The sequence below is a fragment of the Bacteroides sp. DH3716P genome, assembly GCF_025914115.1.
In the GTDB taxonomy this organism is placed as follows: domain Bacteria; phylum Bacteroidota; class Bacteroidia; order Bacteroidales; family Bacteroidaceae; genus Bacteroides; species Bacteroides ovatus.
The window spans coordinates 5,359,942-5,379,848 of the sequence record NZ_CP083673.1; the positions used below are offsets into that span (position 1 = coordinate 5,359,942).

General features: G+C 41.5%; 14 protein-coding genes and 1 pseudogene. 9 read left to right on the forward strand and 6 right to left on the reverse strand.

Features of this window, described 5'->3' with window-relative positions:
- Positions 1 to 295 precede the first annotated feature (295 nt).
- Together KQP79_RS20355 and KQP79_RS20360 are read left to right on the forward strand one after the other, a co-directional pair.
- Complete coding sequence (locus tag KQP79_RS20355) at positions 296 to 1,504, forward strand: MFS transporter (protein ID WP_234120903.1); 1,209 nt, start codon at positions 296 to 298, stop codon at positions 1,502 to 1,504.
- An 84-nt stretch (positions 1,505 to 1,588) separates the two neighbouring features.
- Complete coding sequence (locus KQP79_RS20360; RefSeq protein ID WP_004326416.1) at positions 1,589 to 3,718, forward strand: cation:proton antiporter; 2,130 nt, start codon at positions 1,589 to 1,591, stop codon at positions 3,716 to 3,718.
- Between the two features lie 56 nt (positions 3,719 to 3,774).
- Here the strand turns inward: KQP79_RS20360 and KQP79_RS20365 are convergent, their stop codons facing one another.
- Positions 3,775 to 5,082 (reverse strand): hypothetical protein, encoded by a 1,308-nt coding sequence (locus tag KQP79_RS20365; protein WP_004326417.1) that lies wholly within the window; start codon positions 5,080 to 5,082, stop codon positions 3,775 to 3,777.
- 222 nt (positions 5,083 to 5,304) lie between these two features.
- Between KQP79_RS20365 and KQP79_RS20370 the strand changes: the two genes are divergently transcribed.
- Entirely contained in the window at positions 5,305 to 6,150 is an 846-nt protein-coding gene (locus KQP79_RS20370; protein ID WP_004326418.1) for a hypothetical protein, read from the forward strand.
- A gap of 43 nt (positions 6,151 to 6,193) precedes the next feature.
- Here the strand turns inward: KQP79_RS20370 and KQP79_RS20375 are convergent, their stop codons facing one another.
- Genes KQP79_RS20375 through KQP79_RS20385 form a run of 3 tightly spaced genes read right to left on the reverse strand, consistent with a single transcriptional unit; the run spans position 6,194 to position 11,824 of the window.
- Positions 6,194 to 7,555 (reverse strand): efflux transporter outer membrane subunit, encoded by a 1,362-nt coding sequence (locus tag KQP79_RS20375; protein ID WP_061448237.1) that lies wholly within the window; start codon positions 7,553 to 7,555, stop codon positions 6,194 to 6,196.
- Positions 7,556 to 7,567: 12 nt separating this feature from the next.
- Positions 7,568 to 10,711: an efflux RND transporter permease subunit gene (locus tag KQP79_RS20380; protein ID WP_061448238.1), complete on the reverse strand. Its 3,144-nt coding sequence runs from the start codon at positions 10,709 to 10,711 to the stop codon at positions 7,568 to 7,570.
- Positions 10,712 to 10,720: 9 nt separating this feature from the next.
- Positions 10,721 to 11,824 (reverse strand): efflux RND transporter periplasmic adaptor subunit, encoded by a 1,104-nt coding sequence (locus KQP79_RS20385; protein WP_004326422.1) that lies wholly within the window; start codon positions 11,822 to 11,824, stop codon positions 10,721 to 10,723.
- Between the two features lie 230 nt (positions 11,825 to 12,054).
- Between KQP79_RS20385 and KQP79_RS20390 the strand changes: the two genes are divergently transcribed.
- Both KQP79_RS20390 and KQP79_RS20395 read left to right on the forward strand, forming a co-directional pair.
- Positions 12,055 to 13,062 (forward strand): sensor histidine kinase, encoded by a 1,008-nt coding sequence (locus KQP79_RS20390; RefSeq protein ID WP_061448239.1) that lies wholly within the window; start codon positions 12,055 to 12,057, stop codon positions 13,060 to 13,062.
- Complete coding sequence (locus KQP79_RS20395) at positions 13,059 to 13,766, forward strand: LytR/AlgR family response regulator transcription factor (protein ID WP_061448240.1); 708 nt, start codon at positions 13,059 to 13,061, stop codon at positions 13,764 to 13,766. Before KQP79_RS20390 ends, KQP79_RS20395 begins: the two co-directional genes overlap by 4 nt.
- Before the next feature lie 31 nt (positions 13,767 to 13,797).
- Here the strand turns inward: KQP79_RS20395 and KQP79_RS20400 are convergent, their stop codons facing one another.
- Positions 13,798 to 14,418 carry a hypothetical protein gene (locus tag KQP79_RS20400; protein WP_032848942.1) on the reverse strand — a complete coding sequence of 207 codons (621 nt, stop codon included), beginning with the start codon at positions 14,416 to 14,418 and terminating at the stop codon, positions 13,798 to 13,800.
- A 196-nt stretch (positions 14,419 to 14,614) separates the two neighbouring features.
- Between KQP79_RS20400 and KQP79_RS20405 the strand changes: the two genes are divergently transcribed.
- The 4 genes and pseudogenes from KQP79_RS20405 to KQP79_RS20420 all read left to right on the forward strand — a co-directional run bounded on the left by KQP79_RS20405 (position 14,615) and on the right by KQP79_RS20420 (position 18,476).
- On the forward strand, positions 14,615 to 15,031 hold the full coding sequence (locus KQP79_RS20405) for a DUF3788 domain-containing protein (RefSeq protein WP_004326429.1): 417 nt from the start codon (positions 14,615 to 14,617) through the stop codon (positions 15,029 to 15,031).
- Positions 15,028 to 16,158, forward strand: coding sequence for a GyrI-like domain-containing protein (locus tag KQP79_RS20410; protein ID WP_061448242.1), 1,131 nt, complete (start codon positions 15,028 to 15,030; stop codon positions 16,156 to 16,158). The genes KQP79_RS20405 and KQP79_RS20410 overlap by 4 nt, the downstream gene beginning before the upstream one ends.
- A 30-nt stretch (positions 16,159 to 16,188) precedes the next feature.
- On the forward strand, positions 16,189 to 16,659 hold the full coding sequence (locus KQP79_RS20415; protein WP_004326431.1) for a GyrI-like domain-containing protein: 471 nt from the start codon (positions 16,189 to 16,191) through the stop codon (positions 16,657 to 16,659).
- 412 nt (positions 16,660 to 17,071) lie between these two features.
- Positions 17,072 to 18,476: pseudogene (locus KQP79_RS20420) on the forward strand (PLP-dependent aminotransferase family protein).
- On the opposite strand, the gene KQP79_RS20425 reads toward KQP79_RS20420, so the two are convergent.
- Positions 18,468 to 19,664 (reverse strand): PLP-dependent aminotransferase family protein, encoded by a 1,197-nt coding sequence (locus tag KQP79_RS20425; protein ID WP_061448254.1) that lies wholly within the window; start codon positions 19,662 to 19,664, stop codon positions 18,468 to 18,470. The pseudogene KQP79_RS20420 and the gene KQP79_RS20425 sit on opposite strands and share 9 nt — an antisense overlap.
- Between the last annotated feature and the right edge of the window lie 243 nt (positions 19,665 to 19,907).

Sequence of the window (19,907 nt, forward strand, 5' to 3'; positions counted from 1 at the left end):
GAATCTGAAAAGACTAAAAGCCGGATGGGATGAAAAATATTTGTCACAACTTTTACAGGAAAATAATTTTTAATGCGTCTGCCCTGTATCTATCAATTCATTTTATCCGTACCTCATCTGGAACTCTCTTAGCTGGGCTTCCGTTTTTTTATTTCTTTCCTCCATTACAGGAAAACAACAAAAATCAAAGCAATTTCTCTCAATCATTTGTTTATTATTTAGTCATAATGGTATTTGCCCTCTTTATATACAGACAGGCAATCCCCTTATCATCATCCGTAATCAATAAAGTATTATGAATAATTGGAAAAAGAAATTTATCATTATATGGTCCGGACAGTTATTTTCTATTCTTAGCAGTTCTATTGCCCAGTTTGCCATTGTTCTGTGGATCAGTCTTGAGACCGGTTCGGCAGAGGTGCTTTCATTTGCTACTATCGCCGCACTTTTACCCCAAGTAGTATTAGGTCCCTTTGCCGGCGTTTTCGTCGATCGGTGGAGTAGGAAATGGACTATGATATTGGGCGACAGTTTCGTTGCACTCTGTTCGGGCATTATTGCGTTATTATTCTATCTGGACGTTATCGAAATCTGGCAGATTTATCTGCTGCTTATGCTCCGTTCTGTCGGAAGCGCTTTCCACGCACCTGCCATGAAATCATCCATACCGCTGCTTGCTCCTGAAAAAGAACTGACGCGTATTGCCAGTATTAATCAGACAATACAGGCCTTATGTAATATCTGCGGTCCTGTGCTAGGTGCCGCATTGATTGTCAGTACGAATATGAGTGTAGTTATGTTGCTCGACGTTGCGGGAGCAGCCATAGCCTGTACAACACTCATGTTTGTATTTATCCCTAATCCGGAAAAAACAGAAACTGAAACAACCAATAATGTACTCCGGGATATGAAGGAAGGCTTTCAGGCAATCTGTAGCAATTGTGGTTTGAAATGGGTGATGGTCACTGAAGTACTCATCACTTTCTTTATCATGCCTGTTGTTGCTCTGATACCGTTGATGACTCTGAAAAACTTCTCCGGAACAGCTTATCAAGTCAGTCTGATAGAACTTCTTTTTGGTTCGGGAGCATTAGTCGGTGGTATTTTACTGGGAATATGGAATCCGCGCATCCGAAAGGTCGTTATGATAAACATATCTTATATCATAATAGGAGTTTCTATTTTCGTTTCCGGAATCCTTCCTCCTTCAGCATTCATTATCTATGCTATATTTGCAATAGTACAGGGTATTTCCATGCCGTTTTATTCCGGTCCGTTTACAGCTTTGTTGCAAACACAGATTGAAGTGTCTTTCTTGGGGCGCGTATTCTCTTTGTTCGACAGTATCAGTTTGTTACCCTCCATTTTAGGATTACTGGCAACCGGATTTATTGCAGACGCTATCGGCATAGCCAATGTCTTTGTTATATGCGGTATTGCAATTGTGATAACAGGGACACTTGCATTCTTCATTCCATCAATCATGAATCTGGAGAAAAAATAAATGACTAATTTTATTAACTAATCCTTTTTTAGAAGCATTTTTTTAGGTTATTTTGCGGAACAAATATCACGAACTTGTCAAATTATGGATTGGATTGGCCTTGATTTAACATTCCCTATCACCGACCCTACATGGATATTTCTCCTTGTACTCCTAATCATATTGTTTGCTCCGATATTATTGAATAAGCTGCGCATCCCTCATATTATCGGTATGATCCTGGCGGGATTGGCTATTGGCGAACATGGATTTAATATTCTGGCACGCGATAGCAGTTTTCAGTTATTCGGCAAAGTCGGGCTCTATTACATCATGTTTCTGGCTGGTCTGGAAATGAACATGGGAGACTTCAAGGAGACGCGAAACAAAGCGTTAGTGTTGGGATTACTGGCTTTTATCGTCCCCATCGGGATTGGATTCGTGGCAAATGTATCTTATCTGAAATACGGCGTAATCACTTCTGTACTGCTAGCCAGTATGTATGCCTCCCACACACTCGTTGCCTATCCCATCGTCACCCGCTTCGGTATATCACGCCATCGTAGTGTAAGTATTGCCGTAGGAGGAACGGCGGTGACGGATACGCTCACACTGTTGGTACTAGCCGTTATAGGCGGATTATTCAAAGGAGAAACCGGTGGTTTATTCTGGATTTGGCTAGTAGTAAAAGTAATCTTTCTAGGAGCACTTATCATTTATTTCTTCCCACGCATCGGTCGCTGGTTCTTCCACCGATACAATGACAACGTGATGCAGTTCATTTTTGTGCTTGCAATGGTATTTTTAGGAGCAGGACTGATGGAACTCGTAGGTATGGAAGGTATTTTGGGAGCTTTCCTCGCTGGATTGGTACTCAACCGGCTCATTCCGCACGTTTCTCCATTGATGGATCATTTAGAGTTTGTCGGTAATGCCCTCTTCATTCCTTATTTCCTTATCGGAGTAGGAATGTTAATCAACTTACGGGTTATTTTCGGACATGGGGATGCTTTAAAAGTTGCTGCCGTAATGATAACCATGGCACTGACAGGCAAATGGATTGCTTGCTGGCTGACACAAAAGATATACAAGATGTCTGTTCTTGAACGAAATCTGATGTATGGTTTAAGTAACGCACAGGCAGCAGCCACATTGGCAGCCGTATTGGTCGGATATAACATTATTCTGCCCACCGGCGAGCGCTTGCTGAATGACGATGTACTGAACGGCACAGTCTTGCTTATCCTGGTCACTTGCGTAGTGAGCTCACTGATTACCGAACGGGCAGCCAGAAAGGTGGCAATGGATGACTCACTATCGGAAAATGAATCTTCAAAAGAAACAGAGAAGATTTTAGTATCCATAGCCAACCCGGACACTATCGAAGACATGGTGAATCTGTCTCTAATCATACGTGATTCTAAATTGAAAGATAATCTACTGGCCCTCAATGTAATCAACGACAATAATAATTCCGATAATCTACGACTTCGAAGCAAATATTACCTGGAAAAAGCGGAAACGACAGCAACAGAAGCAAATGTACCACTGAAGAAAGTCACACGGTATGATTTGAATATAGCTTCCGGCATTATACATTCAGTCAAGGAAAATGAGATTACAAGTATTATCACCGGTCTGCATCGTAAGAAAAATATCACAGACTCATACTTTGGAATACTTGCCGAACATTTATTGAATGGATTAAACTGTGAGATAATTATCTCTAAGTTTCTAATACCAGTCCATACAATCAAACGAATTGTCATTGCCGTCCCTCCTAAAGCCGAATACGAATCCGGTTTTCCTCATTGGATGGAACATTTCTGTAGAATGGGAAGTACCCTCGGATGCCGGGTACATTTCTTTGCCAATGAAAAAACGACCATACGCCTACAAGCGTGGATAAAGAAGCGACATAAACAAACGCTGACCGATTTCTCCCTTTTGGAAGACTGGAATGACTTGCTGGTATTAACAGGACAGGTAAGCTACGACCATTTATTAGTTATTATCAGTGCACGACCGGGAACTCTCTCTTACGACAGTTCTTTTGAGAAACTACCGAGACAGCTTAGTAAATATTTCTCTAACAATAGCTTAATCGTATTATATCCTAACCAATCGGGGGAACCATTAGATACGTCATTCTTCTCTAAACTATACACTGATACCGAAACCCGGCATTATGAGAAGGTGGGTAAATGGTTTTACAGGTGGTTTAAGAAAGACTGATATTTCATAGTGCCTCCCTTGTTAAAATTAAGGCTGCTCATACAAAACAAGACAGACTAATTTTGTATAGTTGTCAATTTTCCATTCTCAAAATACAAGTATTGTCCCATTCCATATACCCATTGTTCATGTATCCCCCATGCACCGGTAGTTTTATTAATACCACCCGAAGGATGCCCCCATGATTCCAAAACCATAGCCTTAGTCATCCCAATGCACACTTGGCCTTTTAATATCAAGTCCGCCGTAGCTTTTCCGTATTTCTTATATAATTCTTTAGTTCTCTGTTGTCTTTTTATACTAGCTAACTTCTTTGCCTCTTCTTGTGCTAACTTTTCCTTCATCAATAATTCTTCTTTAGCAAGTCTTTCTCTTTCCATTGTTTCCTCATAAACTTCCGCTTCGACAACATCCAAATTATAGAAATACATCTGAGTCATTCTTTTCTGATTATCAAATATGCTTACTTCGTATGAAAAAAGAGATGGACTCTCACATAATGGCATTATCAAATCGGCACTATCATTCTTCAGAACAAATGAAGGAACCATATAAGTATCTTCACTGCCTGAATAGGCTATTTCCATACATTTATATTTATTAATCGGATGAATATTTTTAATGTATATGTCTTTATTCAAATACAACTGTTTCATTTTATCCATAAATCCTAATACAATGACAGGATAGTGTTGCCTAGTATAACTGAATCCATCATACTCACCACGTTTAGCATACCAATAAAGAGTATCACCTTCTTCAGACTGTAGTGCAAAAATTGTATTTTCTTCAACTTCGGCATCAGACAGCTCTATATCTAAAATTTTAAAAGTCTTGCCTTCTATCTCATTATAAGGTGTGAAAATGCCATCACGTTTTCCCATAGGACATTTCGTTGCTCTATATATTTCAAATGGAAAAATCCTATATCCTTGTTCAAGTATATCGTGAAAAGAAGCACATAAAGTAACATAATTATCCTTCACCAACTGAGGTTTATATCTCTTGGAGGTTATTTGATTTAATTTATAATCTTTAGGTTTAGGGTTGGATCTTTTTTTTCGCCAAATAGTGTCAATGGCAACAACCTGCTCATTAGAAGTTAGAAAATTAGCATAATACTTAGGTAGTGATTCCGAAGAATTTGGATTCCGAGGATAGAACAAAATACTTTGCCCAATAAATTGTTTATAATATGAAGCATCTTTATAAGGGCGTATATTAGTTAATGAATCATATTCAATTACTACAGCATCCTTTTTATCTTTTTTCGGCATACTAGTATCAATCATTTTCATATTCTGCGCATAAGAAACAGTATAGAGCGTAAATACAATGACAGACAGCAGAACTTTCATTTTCATAATTCTTTGTTTTATTTCTACAAAGCTAATTAAAAATACAATTCGTCCACAATGATTTCAGATAAAAAGCCCCCTTTTGTTTTCCCGTATTATCTATCTGTTTATATTTGTAGAATTATGTAATTCACAAAAAACATTTAAAGAAAGGAAGCACCATGCCAAATTCCGAAGCTATTGGTGCGACTTCGATTCATGAATTGGTTAATTTCTAAATACACCGATATGGCAACTTACACTCATTTCGCAAAACAACCCGATGTCTTAAAACATCTGATACTCTGTGAAGTACTCAAGAATGAAACTCCGCAAATATATGTAGAGACCAATTCGGCATGTGCCATCTATCCGATGACACAAACCCCGGAGCAGCAATATGGCATCTATCATTTCCTGGAGAAAGCAGATGAGGTACCATCTCTAAAAGATTCTATATATTATCAACTGGAAAGCGGAGAAATGGCAAAAGGAAATTATTTAGGTTCACCTGCCTTGGCTATGAATGTATTAGGGAAGCAAGCAAAAAGGTTTGTATTCTTTGATTTAGAAAAGAGTGCACTGGAGAATGTGGGTACCTATGCCAAACAAATCGAATTAAGTGCCTCTGTAGAGATACATCATGCCGACTCTTCGAGAGGTACCATAGAGCTACTGCCTTCACTTCCCACATCCTCTTTCATCCATATCGATCCTTACGAAATAGACAAGAAAGGAGATTCTGGAGTAACCTATCTCGATGTCCTGATACAGGCTACCCTATTAGGAATGAAGTGTTTATTATGGTATGGATTCATGACCGGAGATGATAAAGCATCTTTGGACAACTATATTACATCCAGTCTGGAAAAGGCAGGTATCAAAGATTACACAGGTGTAGAGCTTACCATGAATTCAATAAGGAAAGACAGTGTATTATGTAATCCCGGCATTTTGGGAAGTGGTATTCTGGCGACAAACGTATCACAAGCGTCCAAAGATATTATCCTTGATTACAGTAATCAACTGGTTGATATATACAAAGATGCTAAATACAAAGATTATGATGGGAGTTTATATATTCAGCATCTTTGATATCAACTTATTAACAATTTTGTTTTAATCCATCTACTATCAATCAGTATCCTCCTCCCAATGCATGATAAAGATTAATAACTCCCTGTATTTCATCAAAACGATTGGAAGCGACAGATAATTCTGCCTGCAAAAGAGTCTGACGGGCAGTAAGTACTTCCAGGTAGTTTTGCGAACTGTGCCGCATCAACAGTTCGGAACTACGCACTGCGGACTGAAGCGAAGTGACCTGCTGTTTGGAGAGTGCCAAACGGCCTTGAGCCTTCTGCCATTGCACCAACGCATCGTTTACTTCCGTTCCTGCATCAAGCAAACTTTGGCGGAAGGTGAGTAACGCCTCTTCCTGTTGTGCTTTCGCTATTTTCAAATTAGCAATATTCTGTCCGCGATTGAAAAGTGGCTGAACCAATGAGCCGACAGCGGAAAGCAGCCACTGTCCGGGATTGGTTATAGCGCCACCTGCCGAGTTTGTCCATCCTGCGGAACCACCCAAGGTGATAGAGGGATAAAAAGCAGAACGTGCCTGATTCGTTGCATAAAAAGCCCCAGCCAGTTCAGCTTCCTTTTGACGAATATCCGGACGACGGTGCAACAGTTGCAACGGCACTCCGGTTGAAAGGGATTCCGGGAAACGCTGGTTGTCAAGCGTAGAACGTGTTATCAGCTGCGGAGCCATACCCAACAGGGCGGAAAGAGAATTCTCCATTTCACTGATTTGCTGTTCAATAGAAAGCACGGAAGCATCTACCGATAGTTTGCTCGCTTCTGTTTGGGCAACAGCCATTTCCGTAGTTTGCCCGGCTCTTTTCAATGCTTTCATTGCACGCAGGTTCTCATCCCATGTTTCAGCCGTGCGACGGGTGATATCCAGTTGCTTATCAAGCATCAATAAGGTGTAGTAACTATTGGCAATCGTTGCTACCAGTTGCGTCTGTACCGCTTGCCTATAGGCTTCACTCTGTTCGAGGGCGGCTTTGGCTCCTCGTTTGGCATTGGTCAACTTTCCGAAAATATCCAGTTCCCAGTCTGCCGATGCTGCCAGATCATAGGTCTTGGAAGTTTTCGAACCATCCACGCTGCTCAATGTTCCTTGCGGAGTGAGCGATACAGAAGGCAGATAAGCCAACTTGGAAGAAAGCAGTAATGCTTCTACTTCTTTCACTTTCAAACGGGCAATATTCAAATCGGTATTATTCGCGATACCCGTTTCAATCAGTTGTTGCAGTTGCGGATCGCTAAATAGTTCCTTCCATGAAAGGGAAGCAATGGAAGCGGTATCCCCCGCAACAACCGGCTGCCGGTAAAGACTGTCGGTAACCGTCGTGTCCGGACGTTCATAAGTCCGGTACACATGACAACCGCTCAATCCGGCCGACAGGAATAAACATATTATTATCTTTTTCATACACTTCAACAATTAAAGATTCTCCAACTCTGCCGGTTTACGTGCCGGCATCTGTTTTTCCTGAAGATACTGGAACACGATAAACAATACAGGTACGATAAACAACAGGGCAACCGTACCGATCAACATTCCACCTACGGTTCCTACACCGATGGAAATATTACCGTTCGCTCCTACTCCCGATGCAAACATCATCGGTAACATACCGAATATCATCGTAAGAGATGTCATCAGGATTGGACGCAGACGGACTTGCGCAGCCGAAACAGCCGCCTGTGTGATCGTCATTCCCTGACGACGGCGCTCGGAAGCATATTCCGTAAGCAGAATAGCTGTCTTCGACAACAAGCCAATCAGCATAATCAAACCTGTCTGTAAATAGATATTATTCTCCAGGCCGAACATCTTGGCAAAAAGGAAACTTCCGGCAAGTCCGAATGGTACGGAAAGAATCACTGCAATCGGAATGAACAAGCTTTCGTAGAGCGCACAAAGAATAAGATAGATAAAGACTACACAGATGATAAATACCAGTGTTGTGGTATTCCCTGTAGAGGATTCTTCACGTGACATACCTCCGAACTCAAAGCCATAACCTGCCGGTAATACCTGTTCCGCAACTTCACGTACCACCTGAATAGCTTGTCCGGAACTGTAACCGTCTGCCGGAGCACCATTGACGGAGATGGCAGAGAACAAATTGAAACGCGTCAGCGACTCTGCACCGTAGACTCGTGTCAAAGTGAGATACTGACTGACAGGGGACATCTCTCCGTCGGAATTGCGGACAAACATATTATTCAATGCTTCAGTATCCAGACGGAATTCCGGTGAAGCCTGTACCATTACACGGTAAAGTTTAGAGAAACGGTTCATATTGGATGCATAGTTACCACCGATATAGCCGGACAAAGTGCTCAATACATCCGAAGGCGACACTCCATTCCGCTTGCAAAGGGCGGCATCCACTTCTACCAGGTATTGAGGGTATTTCGTATCGAACGAAGTCGAGGCACGTCCGATTTCAGGCCGGGCATTCAACGCGTCAATCATCTGACGGGTGTATTTCAGCAAATCTTCTACCGAACCGCCTTTCTGGTCCTGAATATAAATCTCAAAACCACTACTTACTCCATACCCGGGAATCATCGGTTGTGCAAAGGCCATAATCTGTGCAGAAGAAATGTCATCCGTACGCCGATAAATCTCGTTAATAACAGCATTGATACCGTCTTCCTTTTCCGTACGTTCATCCCATGGTTTCAGACGGACGATAAACATACCGTTTGATGCTCCCTGACCACTTATCATACCGTTACCCGTCACTTTAGAGAACATTCTGATTTGCGGTATGTCATGGATACGCTTGTCTATTTCATCCATTACAATCTTGGTTTCTTCCAGACTATTTCCGGGTGAAGTACGCACATCTACAAAGATAGTTCCCATATCCTCTTGAGGAACCAACCCGGTCTTGGTGGTTTTCATCAGAAGGAACAATCCTGCACAAGCGACTAACAGCAATGCTCCCGCCAGCCATTTACGTTTCAACATGAAAAATACGCCACTCTTATATTTCAGTACTAACCGATGAAAAGCACTATCAAATGCCATATGGAAACGGGATGAGAAACTCAATTTCTCCCCTTTCGCAGCCTCCATGTGCGGTGTCATTATCAGTGCGCAGAGAGCGGGACTTAAAGTTAACGCGTTAATCAGAGATATTGCTACGGCAACAGCCATGGTCAGTCCGAACTGGGTATAGAACGTTCCGGTAGTTCCTCCCATAAAACATACGGGAATAAATACTGCCATGAAGACAAAGGTGGTAGTTACCAGTGCCGAGGTGATGCCACCCATGGCATCAATGGTGGCCCGGTAAGCCGATTTATATCCCTCGTCGAACTTTGCCTGTACCGCCTCCACCACAACAATAGCATCATCCACCACCGTTCCGATAACTAATACCAGTGCAAACAACGTCAACATATTCAGACTGAAACCTGCGGCATAGAGAAAAGCAAAAGTACCCACAAGGGAAACGATGATAGAAATGGCCGGAATAAACGTAGACCGCAAACTTTGCAGGAAAACGTAAACCACAAGTACCACTAACAGAATGGCTTCAATCAAGGTTTTTATCACATTCTTAATGGATGCATCCAAAAACTCTTTCGAACTCATCAGGTCTACCAGCTCCATTCCTTTAGGTAATCCTTGAGCAATTTCCGCTGTCACCTTATCTATTTCCTTAATAATCTCATTGGCGTTCGAACCGGAAGTCTGCGCAATCATACAGTTGGAACCGGGATGCCCGTTCACTTCACCGATGTACGTATAAGAGCTGGCACCCAATTCGATACGTGCTACATCTTTCAGCCGCAGCACCTCACCTCCTGCCTGCGAACGGATTACCAGATTTCCATAATCTTTTTCTTCTTCATAACGTCCACGATATTTCAATACATACTGAAAAGTATTCTTCGATTCAGCACCAAGCGTTCCTGTAGGAGCTTCCAGATTCTGTTCGTCAAGTACCGTCGTGATGTCGGACGGAACCAGTCCATATTTGGCCATCTTAGCCGGATCGAGCCAGATACGTAACGAATAGTCCGCTCCCATCACATTCACCTCACCTACCCCGGCAATACGTGAAAGACGGGGCTCGATATTGATCTTCAGATAGTTATTCAGAAAACTTTCATCGAACGTGTTGTCGGGACTATACAATGCCAATGCTTTGATATTACTTGTCTGGCGCTTACGGACAGTGATACCGCTGCGGGTGACTTCTGCCGGTAATAATCCTTGTGCCGTAGCAATACGGTTCTGCACGTTAACTGTCGCCATATCGGGGTCAGTCCCCTGACGGAAGTAAATGGTTATTCTCGCTGAACCGTTATTGGTAGAGGAAGAGGTCATGTACATCATATTCTCTACTCCATTGAGCGCTTCTTCCAATGGCACGACTACACTCTTCTGTACTGTTTCCGCATTAGCACCGGTATAGGTAGCGGAAACGCTGACGGTAGGAGGTGCAATTTCAGGAAACTGTTCAACGGGAAGCTGCGAAAGTCCTATCAATCCGATGATAAGAAAAACGACCGAAATTACTCCTGCGAGAATAGGCCGGTCTATAAATGTTCTGATTTTCATAACGGCATCTTATTCTTTAGTCGGATCACTCTTGATTACTGTTCCCTCACGCACCAGTCCGGCACCCTCGGCTATAATAACATCACCCGGTGCAAGCCCTGTTTCGACGATGTATTCAGTACCGTTATTCAACCGGAACACTTCTACCGGGGTTGATTTCGCTTTGCCGTCGACTACTTTATATACAAATATACGATTCTGCAATTCGTAAGTAGCTGCCTGCGGAATGATGATACCTCCTTTCTTTATGGTAGGAACAACGACTTTACCACTTCCACCGTTACGCAGGAACTGGTCGGGGTTGACAAAAACAGCCCGCAGCCCAACAGCACCGGTTCCTTCATCCACCGTACCGCTGATAGCATCTACCTTTCCGACATGGGAATAAGTTTTTCCATTGCTCATAGTCAGTTCCACTTCGTCCATGTTTTCTATCGCTTTTTTAAGTGAACCATACTGTTGCACAAAGTCGAGTATTTGATTCTCCGTCATGGAGAAATAGGCATATACTTCGCTATCGTCCGAAACAGTGACTAACGGCTCGGTGATACTGCTGTTCACCAACGCCCCTACACGATAAGGAATCATGCTGGCTACTCCGTTCACCGGGCTTTTTACTTCAGTATAAGAAAGGTCATTGCGCGCATTCACTTCCTGTGCTTTAGCCTGTGCCAATGCTGCTTCTGCCGCCGCTTGTTCATTGCGGGCTGTTTGCAGATCGAATTCGGACACAATCTGTTCTTTGTAAAGTTCAGCTTTGCTATCCGCTGTCAATTTAGCAGTGGCAAGCTTGGCTTCCGCGCTTTTTACATTAGCCACTGCTGTTTCCAACGCTGCTTTATAAGGAACCTGGTCGATAATGAAAAGTGTCTGCCCTTTATGAACGGGATCTCCTTCATTGATACATATCCGGGTAATTATACCACTCACCTGCGGACGAATTTCAACATACTGCCGCCCTCGTAGCGTAGCTGTATAATCGGATTTCAAAATCTGGTCACTTTGTGTTACGGTAAGTGTTTTGTACGTGGCATCTGCCTCTTTCTGTTGCGAACCTCCACAAGCACATAGCAGAGGCAAACAAACCAAGGCAAAAATGATTAGTTGTTTCATTGTAGCTATATTTAAATGATTGTTAATGATTTATAACCCATTATTCTATAAAAAGCGCGACTGACCAAATCTAAGAATTATCAAACAATAAAATAAGAATGTAGTGACGAACAGCAAGAATATGATGACGAACGGCAAAAGGGAATGCTTGGGGTTTCAGAACAATCTTTTATCTTTGCAAAGAAGTGAGAAAATATACTTCCGGGAGTTAAACGAGCAATGAGAAGAATATGAAACGTACTAATATACCTGTTTACATCGACTTGCTTTTCTGTCTGGTAATCATGCCGCCCATCATCATGTTAGTGCCGGTAGACAAATGGATTGTACACCACACAGTCTTTATGCTGACCCTGATTGCCTATCTCTACGGTCTGTACTTCATCTACCGTAAAGTGAAACTACCGATGCTTTTCATGCAACGGAAGTTCGGACATATCTTATTGCTCATGTTATCGCTTATCTTTATCACATGGTTGCTAACCCACTTTCCATATCCACCGGAACCCAACCATATAGACCCGATGATGCATAAAGCCCGGCAGCACATGCGGGCGCAAACTGTGTGGTTCTTTTTCCTGGTAGTGACGGGGTTCAGTCTTTCCATAGAACTGATCTTTGAACTTTTCCGGCAAATTCTTTCCAAACAGGAGATTGAAGCGGAAAAGAACAAGGCGGAACTGGCTCTCTACAAGGCGCAAATCAATCCGCACTTCCTTTTCAATACATTGAACGCCCTCTACGGACTGGTACTTACGAAGTCGGACAAAACAGAATCCGCCTTTATCAAGTTTTCCAATATCCTGAAATATATGTATGCCCAAACTACTTCTGATCTGATTTCCATCAGCAATGAAGTAGAATATATACGCCAATATGTTGATTTACAATCTTTGCGTTTAAACAAGCATACGAAAGTGGTATTTGAAACCGAGATGGATGACGAACAGATACAGATTCCTCCGATGATTCTCATTACTTTTGTCGAGAACAGTTTCAAATACGGTGTTTCGTCCGACACGGACTGTACTATTTTTATTCGTATCATCGTAAAGGAAGGGCAGCTTATCTTCGAAACCGAGAATATGATTATGAAGGAGAACCATCAAAATCCTCATGCCATCGGAATAGACAATTGCCGTAAACGGCTGGAACTTCTTTATCCCAACCGCTTTGTATTGCTTACAAAAGAAGAAAACGGATACTTCAAAACCTATCTTAACATTCAACTACGATGAAAAAGCTGACTTGTATCGCTATTGACGACGAACCGATTGCATTGCTCATCATCAGCCAGTTTTGCGAACGAAAAGGCGGACTGGAACTTACTACTTTCAGCGAATCGCTGACCGGGCTGAAGGAAATAGCCCGGTGCAAACCTGATCTGGTCTTTCTGGATATTGAAATGAACAGCATCAGCGGATTGGATATTGCCCATGCACTTCCTCCCGAGAGTTGTCTCATCTTTACGACAGCCCATGCACAGTATGCACTGGACGGCTTCGACCTCGATGCCGTGGATTTTCTGCACAAGCCCTTCGCTTATGAACGATTTGAAAAAGCAGTGGAGAAAGCGATTGTTTTTATTGAAGCACGCCAGAACAAACTACCGGAAAACATCATAATCAAACAAGAATACAATAATATATCTATTCCTATCTCCGATATTCTTTATATCGAAGCAATGGAGAATTATACGAAAATATTCCGTATAAACGGCAACTATATATTATCGCGCACAAGTCTGAAAAGTATTCAGGAGATGTTACCCGAAAAGGCTTTTCTACGTACACACCGCTCGTATATCATTCCGGTTAATAAGGTGGAACGATTTTCTAAACGGGAAATAAACCTGACCGGATGCCGGATTGTAATCCCCATAGGAAGACAATACGCAGAAAATGTCTATGCTACATTGACGGCCAGGAATATGGTGCTATAAACAAGCTTACAGAAAGCCGGAGCTTTTAAAATCAACTTCCGCCCTTCTGGGTATAAATTAATTTATCTCTTTGGCTTATTGTCCACAAGCCATCTATCAGTCGTACATTTTTCGTATCATCGTCCTCCACGTTCCACGCATAACCTCCCGAAGGCAGGCTACGTCTCTCCAATATTTCATTGGGCTGATTATTGGAAAAGAAAAGTTCCAGCTGTGTAGAATCGGGACTAAAAACAATGAAAGCAGAAGTGTCACTATCATCCACCGCCTCTGTACGAATCCCTTTCTCAAACAAGCGGATACAGTCTTTTTGCACTTCACACCATACGTATCCGGCAGAACCGATACAGCCATGTTCATCCCGGTCACCTCCTACAAGCGGAGATTGCGGATACTGAACTAATTTGGTAGCCGGCATCCCCGGTGTATATTTTCCTGTATAAAACACTTCCAGCGTATCATTCAGAAGTAAACCGTTGACTTCTTCTTTATTTGCATCCATCGTACTGAATGAAAGGGTATCATTCTTATCGGTGACAATCGTTACCGTATTCATGGTTGCATCACTTACAATTCCTTTAGAACTACTCACTTTCGACGAGCAACCTGCCATGAGGCACAGAGTACCTACCGCTAATAGCATTGTTTTCATTTTCTTTAAATTTTGCTTTATTTTAAATTAATGCAAAGATAAAGGTTATACACCAATATCCCGTTTCTACAAAATAAATTAATTTCGGGACAGTTTGTTCAGTTGCACTATCTAAAATGCCTATATTGGACAACGATCTATTAGAAATTCAGTCTACCTTTGTGATGTAGATAATCAAAAGTAAATACAGAATGCCATGAAAGAAACTTTTCAAATCCCAACTCCCGAAACACTGGAAGCCTTGACAGGTAAGGAACTTTATGATCTATGGACTTCACTTCACCAACTTATCGAACAGAAATACAATATGGAACAAATGTGGAATCATGGAGGGAAAAAATGGACTTACGAATACAAATATCGCAGAGGCGGAAAAACTCTATGTGCCCTATACGCCAAAGAACAAACGATTGGGTTCATGGTTATTTTAGGTAAAGATGAACGCACTAAATTCGAATCCATGCGAGAAATGTTCTCCAATGCGGCTCAAAAGATATATGATGAGACGACCACTTTCCATGATGGGAAGTGGCTTATGTTCGAATTAAAAGATACTTCTTTATTTAATGATATAGAGCGGCTCCTATCTATCAAACGAAAACCCAATCGATGATTGAATCAGAAATAAATAAGAGGTATTGTCAAAGTTGCGGGATGCCTCTCCGCTTTGATGTAGAGAAATATCTGGGTACTAACTCTGACGGTTCGCGAAGTGACGAATATTGCTATTACTGCCTGAAAGACGGAAAATATATCGTCGACATTCCGATGTCGGAAATGATTAATATCTGGATAAAATACACCGACAAGTACAATGAATATGCAGATACTGCTTATTCGCCGGAGGAACTTAGGCACATACTAAACGAACGGTTACCCAATCTGAAACGGTGGAAACAAAAGTTGGAAACCTGTAATATCCATCATCAGAAGATTCAGGATATAATCGTTTATATCAATAATCATTTATTCGACACTTTGGATACAGACATGCTTAGCACGATAAGCGGACTTTCCAAATATCACTTCAGAAGAGTGTTTCAAACTGTTGCCAGAGAAAATATCGGAAGCTATATACAGCGTTTACGTCTCGAACATATAGCACATTTGTTAGTATCCACCGAGTTTACATTAAATCAGATTTCGGAACAGACAAACTATCAGACCAAATTTAGTCTAGCCAAAGCCTTCAAAAAACATTTTGGCGTATCGACCTCTCAATATAGAGAGAAGTACAAGCCGATGTATGATGAGCAACATGCGGTTATCACTCCTGAAATCCGGTCGATTCTGCCAATGAAAGTATTTTGTATCGAGGTTGGTGAAAAATACAAAGATGAGCTCCGATACAAATTAATATGGAACAGACTGACCAATTACGCTAAGCAGCATAATGAAGAAAAGTTGAATTATAAGTTTGTCAGCCTTAGTATGGATGACCCGTCCATAACTCCCATGAATAAATGCCGCTTCTATCTCGGGGTGACAATTGATGCCACTGAAAATGATTCGCAACCGGGAGTGATGGAAGTTCCCGGTGGACGTTATGCTGTATTCAGGCATATCGGAGACTACTCTTTGTTGCATAAGTTCTACCGGACTATTTATGAAGAGTGGTTTCCGGAAAGTAAATATCGCCCTCAAAGTACTTTCAGTTTTGAGATGTATATGAACCGTCCCACCTCTACTCTTAGAACAGAATTAATGACCGACATTTATATTCCGGTCACAAAGAAATAAGAAATTATCAACACTCTAAAACAATGCATTATGGGAAAGGTTTCAGAAATCATGCTATTGAAACAACCGAAGCAATCCGCTTTGGCTGTTGAAGTACACACGGATATGAACGGAATGTCAGAGGCTATCGGGAAGAACTTCGTAAAAATAGACTCTTTATTTAAGGCACAAGGCGAAATCACTACTGATATTCCTTATGTCGAGTATCCCGACTTTGAGAGCCTGACTGAACACAATATAAAAATGATTATTGGTCTAAAATCATCCAGAGAGTTACAGGGTGAAGGGGATATACGATCTATAACGATACCGGAAAGAAAAATAGTTTCCTGTCTGCATAGAGGAACTTACAGTGAACTGGCTGTTCTGTACAATGAAATGATGGAATGGATAAAAAACAACGGTTACAAACCTTCGGGAACATCCATAGAATATTATTACAGCAATCCCAACGTACCCGAAGAAGAACAGGTGACGAGAATAGAAATGCCACTATTATGAATGTTTATTTCATCATGCAGATTCTTCCTAAGCTCCAATTATTATTATTTGATTCAAAACGGAAATAAGCCAAACGGTACAGAAAAAAAATCAAATGTATTGCTTGTAAAGCATCGCCAAAGATTCTCCGTCAACATGCTGTTTTTATTTGTTTCTTTACCTGATATGATTAACTTCGATACCTACTTTTATTTCGTTCCACTACTGTTTCCTTTGCGTTCCACTATAGTGTTCCGCAAGGGAGACTATAGTTATTCTTGCGGAACACTATAGTGGAACGAAGTAATAGTAGCAAATGATGTAAATCCGGATAGGCAAGCAATTATTAAAAAATGACCGAATGAATTATTTGCAATCAAACAACAACAGATACAGACATCATTTTTGTATCTTTGCCAAGTACAGAATAAACATGAAAAGAGAAATCCTATATCAAAAGATAGCCGGCACTATCGCCTGGCAAATAAAAACAGGTATATGGAAAGCAGGCGAGAAATTACCTTCTTTACGTACTATCAGCAATGAATATGGTGTAAGTTTAAACACAGCCATTCAGGTATATTATGAATTGGAAAAGGAAGGATTCATCATTTCCCGCCCCAAATCAGGGTACATTGTCAATTATAAGCCACTAAATTTGTCTGCGCCGGCAACAACACAGCCTTCCGCTCAAGAAAGGAAGAGGCCGACTTAATCATGGAAGTATATCATTCCATCGAAGACTCGTCCATCACCCGTTTCTCACTGGGAATACCGGAAGATGTTCTATTGCCTATCGCAAAGCTCAATAAAGAATTAATCAAGGCAATGTATTCACTTCCGGGAAGCGGTACCAGGTATGAAGACCCGCAGGGAAATATTCGGTTAAGAAACTATATTGCCCGTTTTGCATATAGCTGGAATGGAAATCTGACTGAAGATGATATTGTCACTACCACGGGAGTGACCAATTCCATCTCTTTAGCATTATCCGTCATTGCCCGAAAAGGAGATACGATAGCTGTTGAAAGTCCTGTTTATTTCGGCATATTGCAGTTGGCCAACAGCATGGGACTCCGGGTGTTGGAACTGCCCACCAATCCTGTAACAGGTATTGAGCCCGATGCTTTAAGAAAAGTATTGCCACAGATTAATCTATGCCTGCTTATCAGTAATTTCAGTAATCCACTGGGAAGTTGTATGCCCGACGAGCATAAGAAAGAGGTAGTGCAGATGTTGGCAGAATATAATATTCCTCTGATTGAAGATGATTTATACGGTGATGTATTCTTCAGACATTCACGCCCTAAGCCATGTAAAGCTTTCGATGAAAAGGGGCTTGTGTTATGGTGTGGCTCTGTATCAAAGACATTAGCTCCCGGTTACCGGGTAGGCTGGATTGCCCCCGGTAAATTTAAGGATGCCGTTATTCGCCAAAAACATATTCATTTAATATCCACCCCTACCCTCAATCAGGAGGCTATTGCCAACTTTATGGAAAAGGCAGATATGAGAATCATTTACGCAGGTTGCGCCATGAATTACATTCCAACAGTCTTCATCTGGCACAATCTATTACCTACTATTTCCCCGAAGACACTAAAATCATAACTCCGCAGGGAGGTTTCATGCTTTGGGTGGAACTAAACAAAAAGATTGATACCACAGAATTATATTACAAAGCCATGCAACACAAGATCAGCATTGCTCCCGGACGCATGTTTACACTGCACGACCAGTACAGAAACTGTATGCGTTTGAGCTTCGGTCAGCAATGGAGTCCTTTTATCGAAGAACGCTTGCAGGTTTTAGGAAGCGTTATCAAAGAATCATTCTGATTGGCGGATATACTCCTTTACCACCTCTCCGAGAGTCTTCAGCCCTTTCTCTATTTTGTCTTCAGGCATATTGGAGTAGTTTATTCTAAGCGTATTTTCCTTGTTGCCATTCGGATAAAAAGAACCTCCCGGAACAAAAGCAATCTTTTTCTCCAGACTTCTGACTAAAACTTCGCGTGCTGAAATCCCCACAGGAAGTTCTATCCAGGTAAATAGTCCGCCTTCGGGACGAGTAAACTTTATTGTATCCGGAAAATAACGTTCTATACTTTCAATCGCAACATTCCTGCGCTTTCTATATACTTCGACTATTTTTGCAATATGTTTATCAATATCATACCGCTTCAGATATTCGGCAATGGTCATCTGGGCAATAGTGTTGCATTGTAAATCCGTACCTTGCTTGACTAATACATATTTACGGATAATATCTTTATCCCCCGCAATCCAGCCAATCCGGAAGCCGGGACAGAATATTTTCGAAAAACTGCCTGTACACAAGATATTTCCAGCCTCATCAAAAGACTTTATAGACGGCAAAGGTTCTCCCTCAAATCTTAACTCGCCATACGGATTATCCTCAATAACTGCAACACCGTATTTGGCAGATAATTCAGCCAATTTCCTGCGTCTTTCCAGACTCCACGTTTTTCCTGTAGGATTCTGAAAGGTAGGTATGGCATATATCAGTTTTATATGCAGAGTGTTACTCAAAACATCTTCCAAAACGTCCATCATCATCCCTTCCTCATCCGTGGGAATTTCAATAAAGCTACACCCATACGCTTTGAATGCGCTAATCGCAGCCAAATAGGTTGGGCTTTCACAAAGCACGACATCTCCTTCGTCCAAAAAGACTTTTCCGGACAAGTCCAACCCTTGTTGCGAACCATGGGTTATCAAAATATTGTCTTTATCGAAAGCGGTGCCCAAACGCCCGTTCATCCGGTTGGCAATCCATTCCCGCAAAGGAGCATAACCTTCCGTTGTGGTATATTGAAGTGCTTTTGTACCTGCTTCTTTCAATACGATCTGATTGATCTCATTGATTTCATCTATTGGAAAAAGTTCCGGAGCAGGCAGACCACCAGCAAACGAAATCACATCTTCCTGTTCAGTCACTTTTAATATCTCTCTTATTTCCGAAGCCTTTATATAAGACATTCTTTTAGCAAAATTCAACTTCATAACCTTTAAGTATATTAGGAGATTAAAACAACACTGCAAAGTAAAGCAAAAAAGAAAGACGAGAACAGATACACTTTTTTATATATTGACAGGTACAGATGAGGGAGTTTTCAAAGGATAGCTATATGAAGTTAATCTCCCATATTACTTATTTCGTCATGAGGAATCAGGGCGTTCGTCGAATAATCCTATACAGAACCCTGTTTAAACTTACCTTTGCACAGAAAACAAAAGTAATCGATA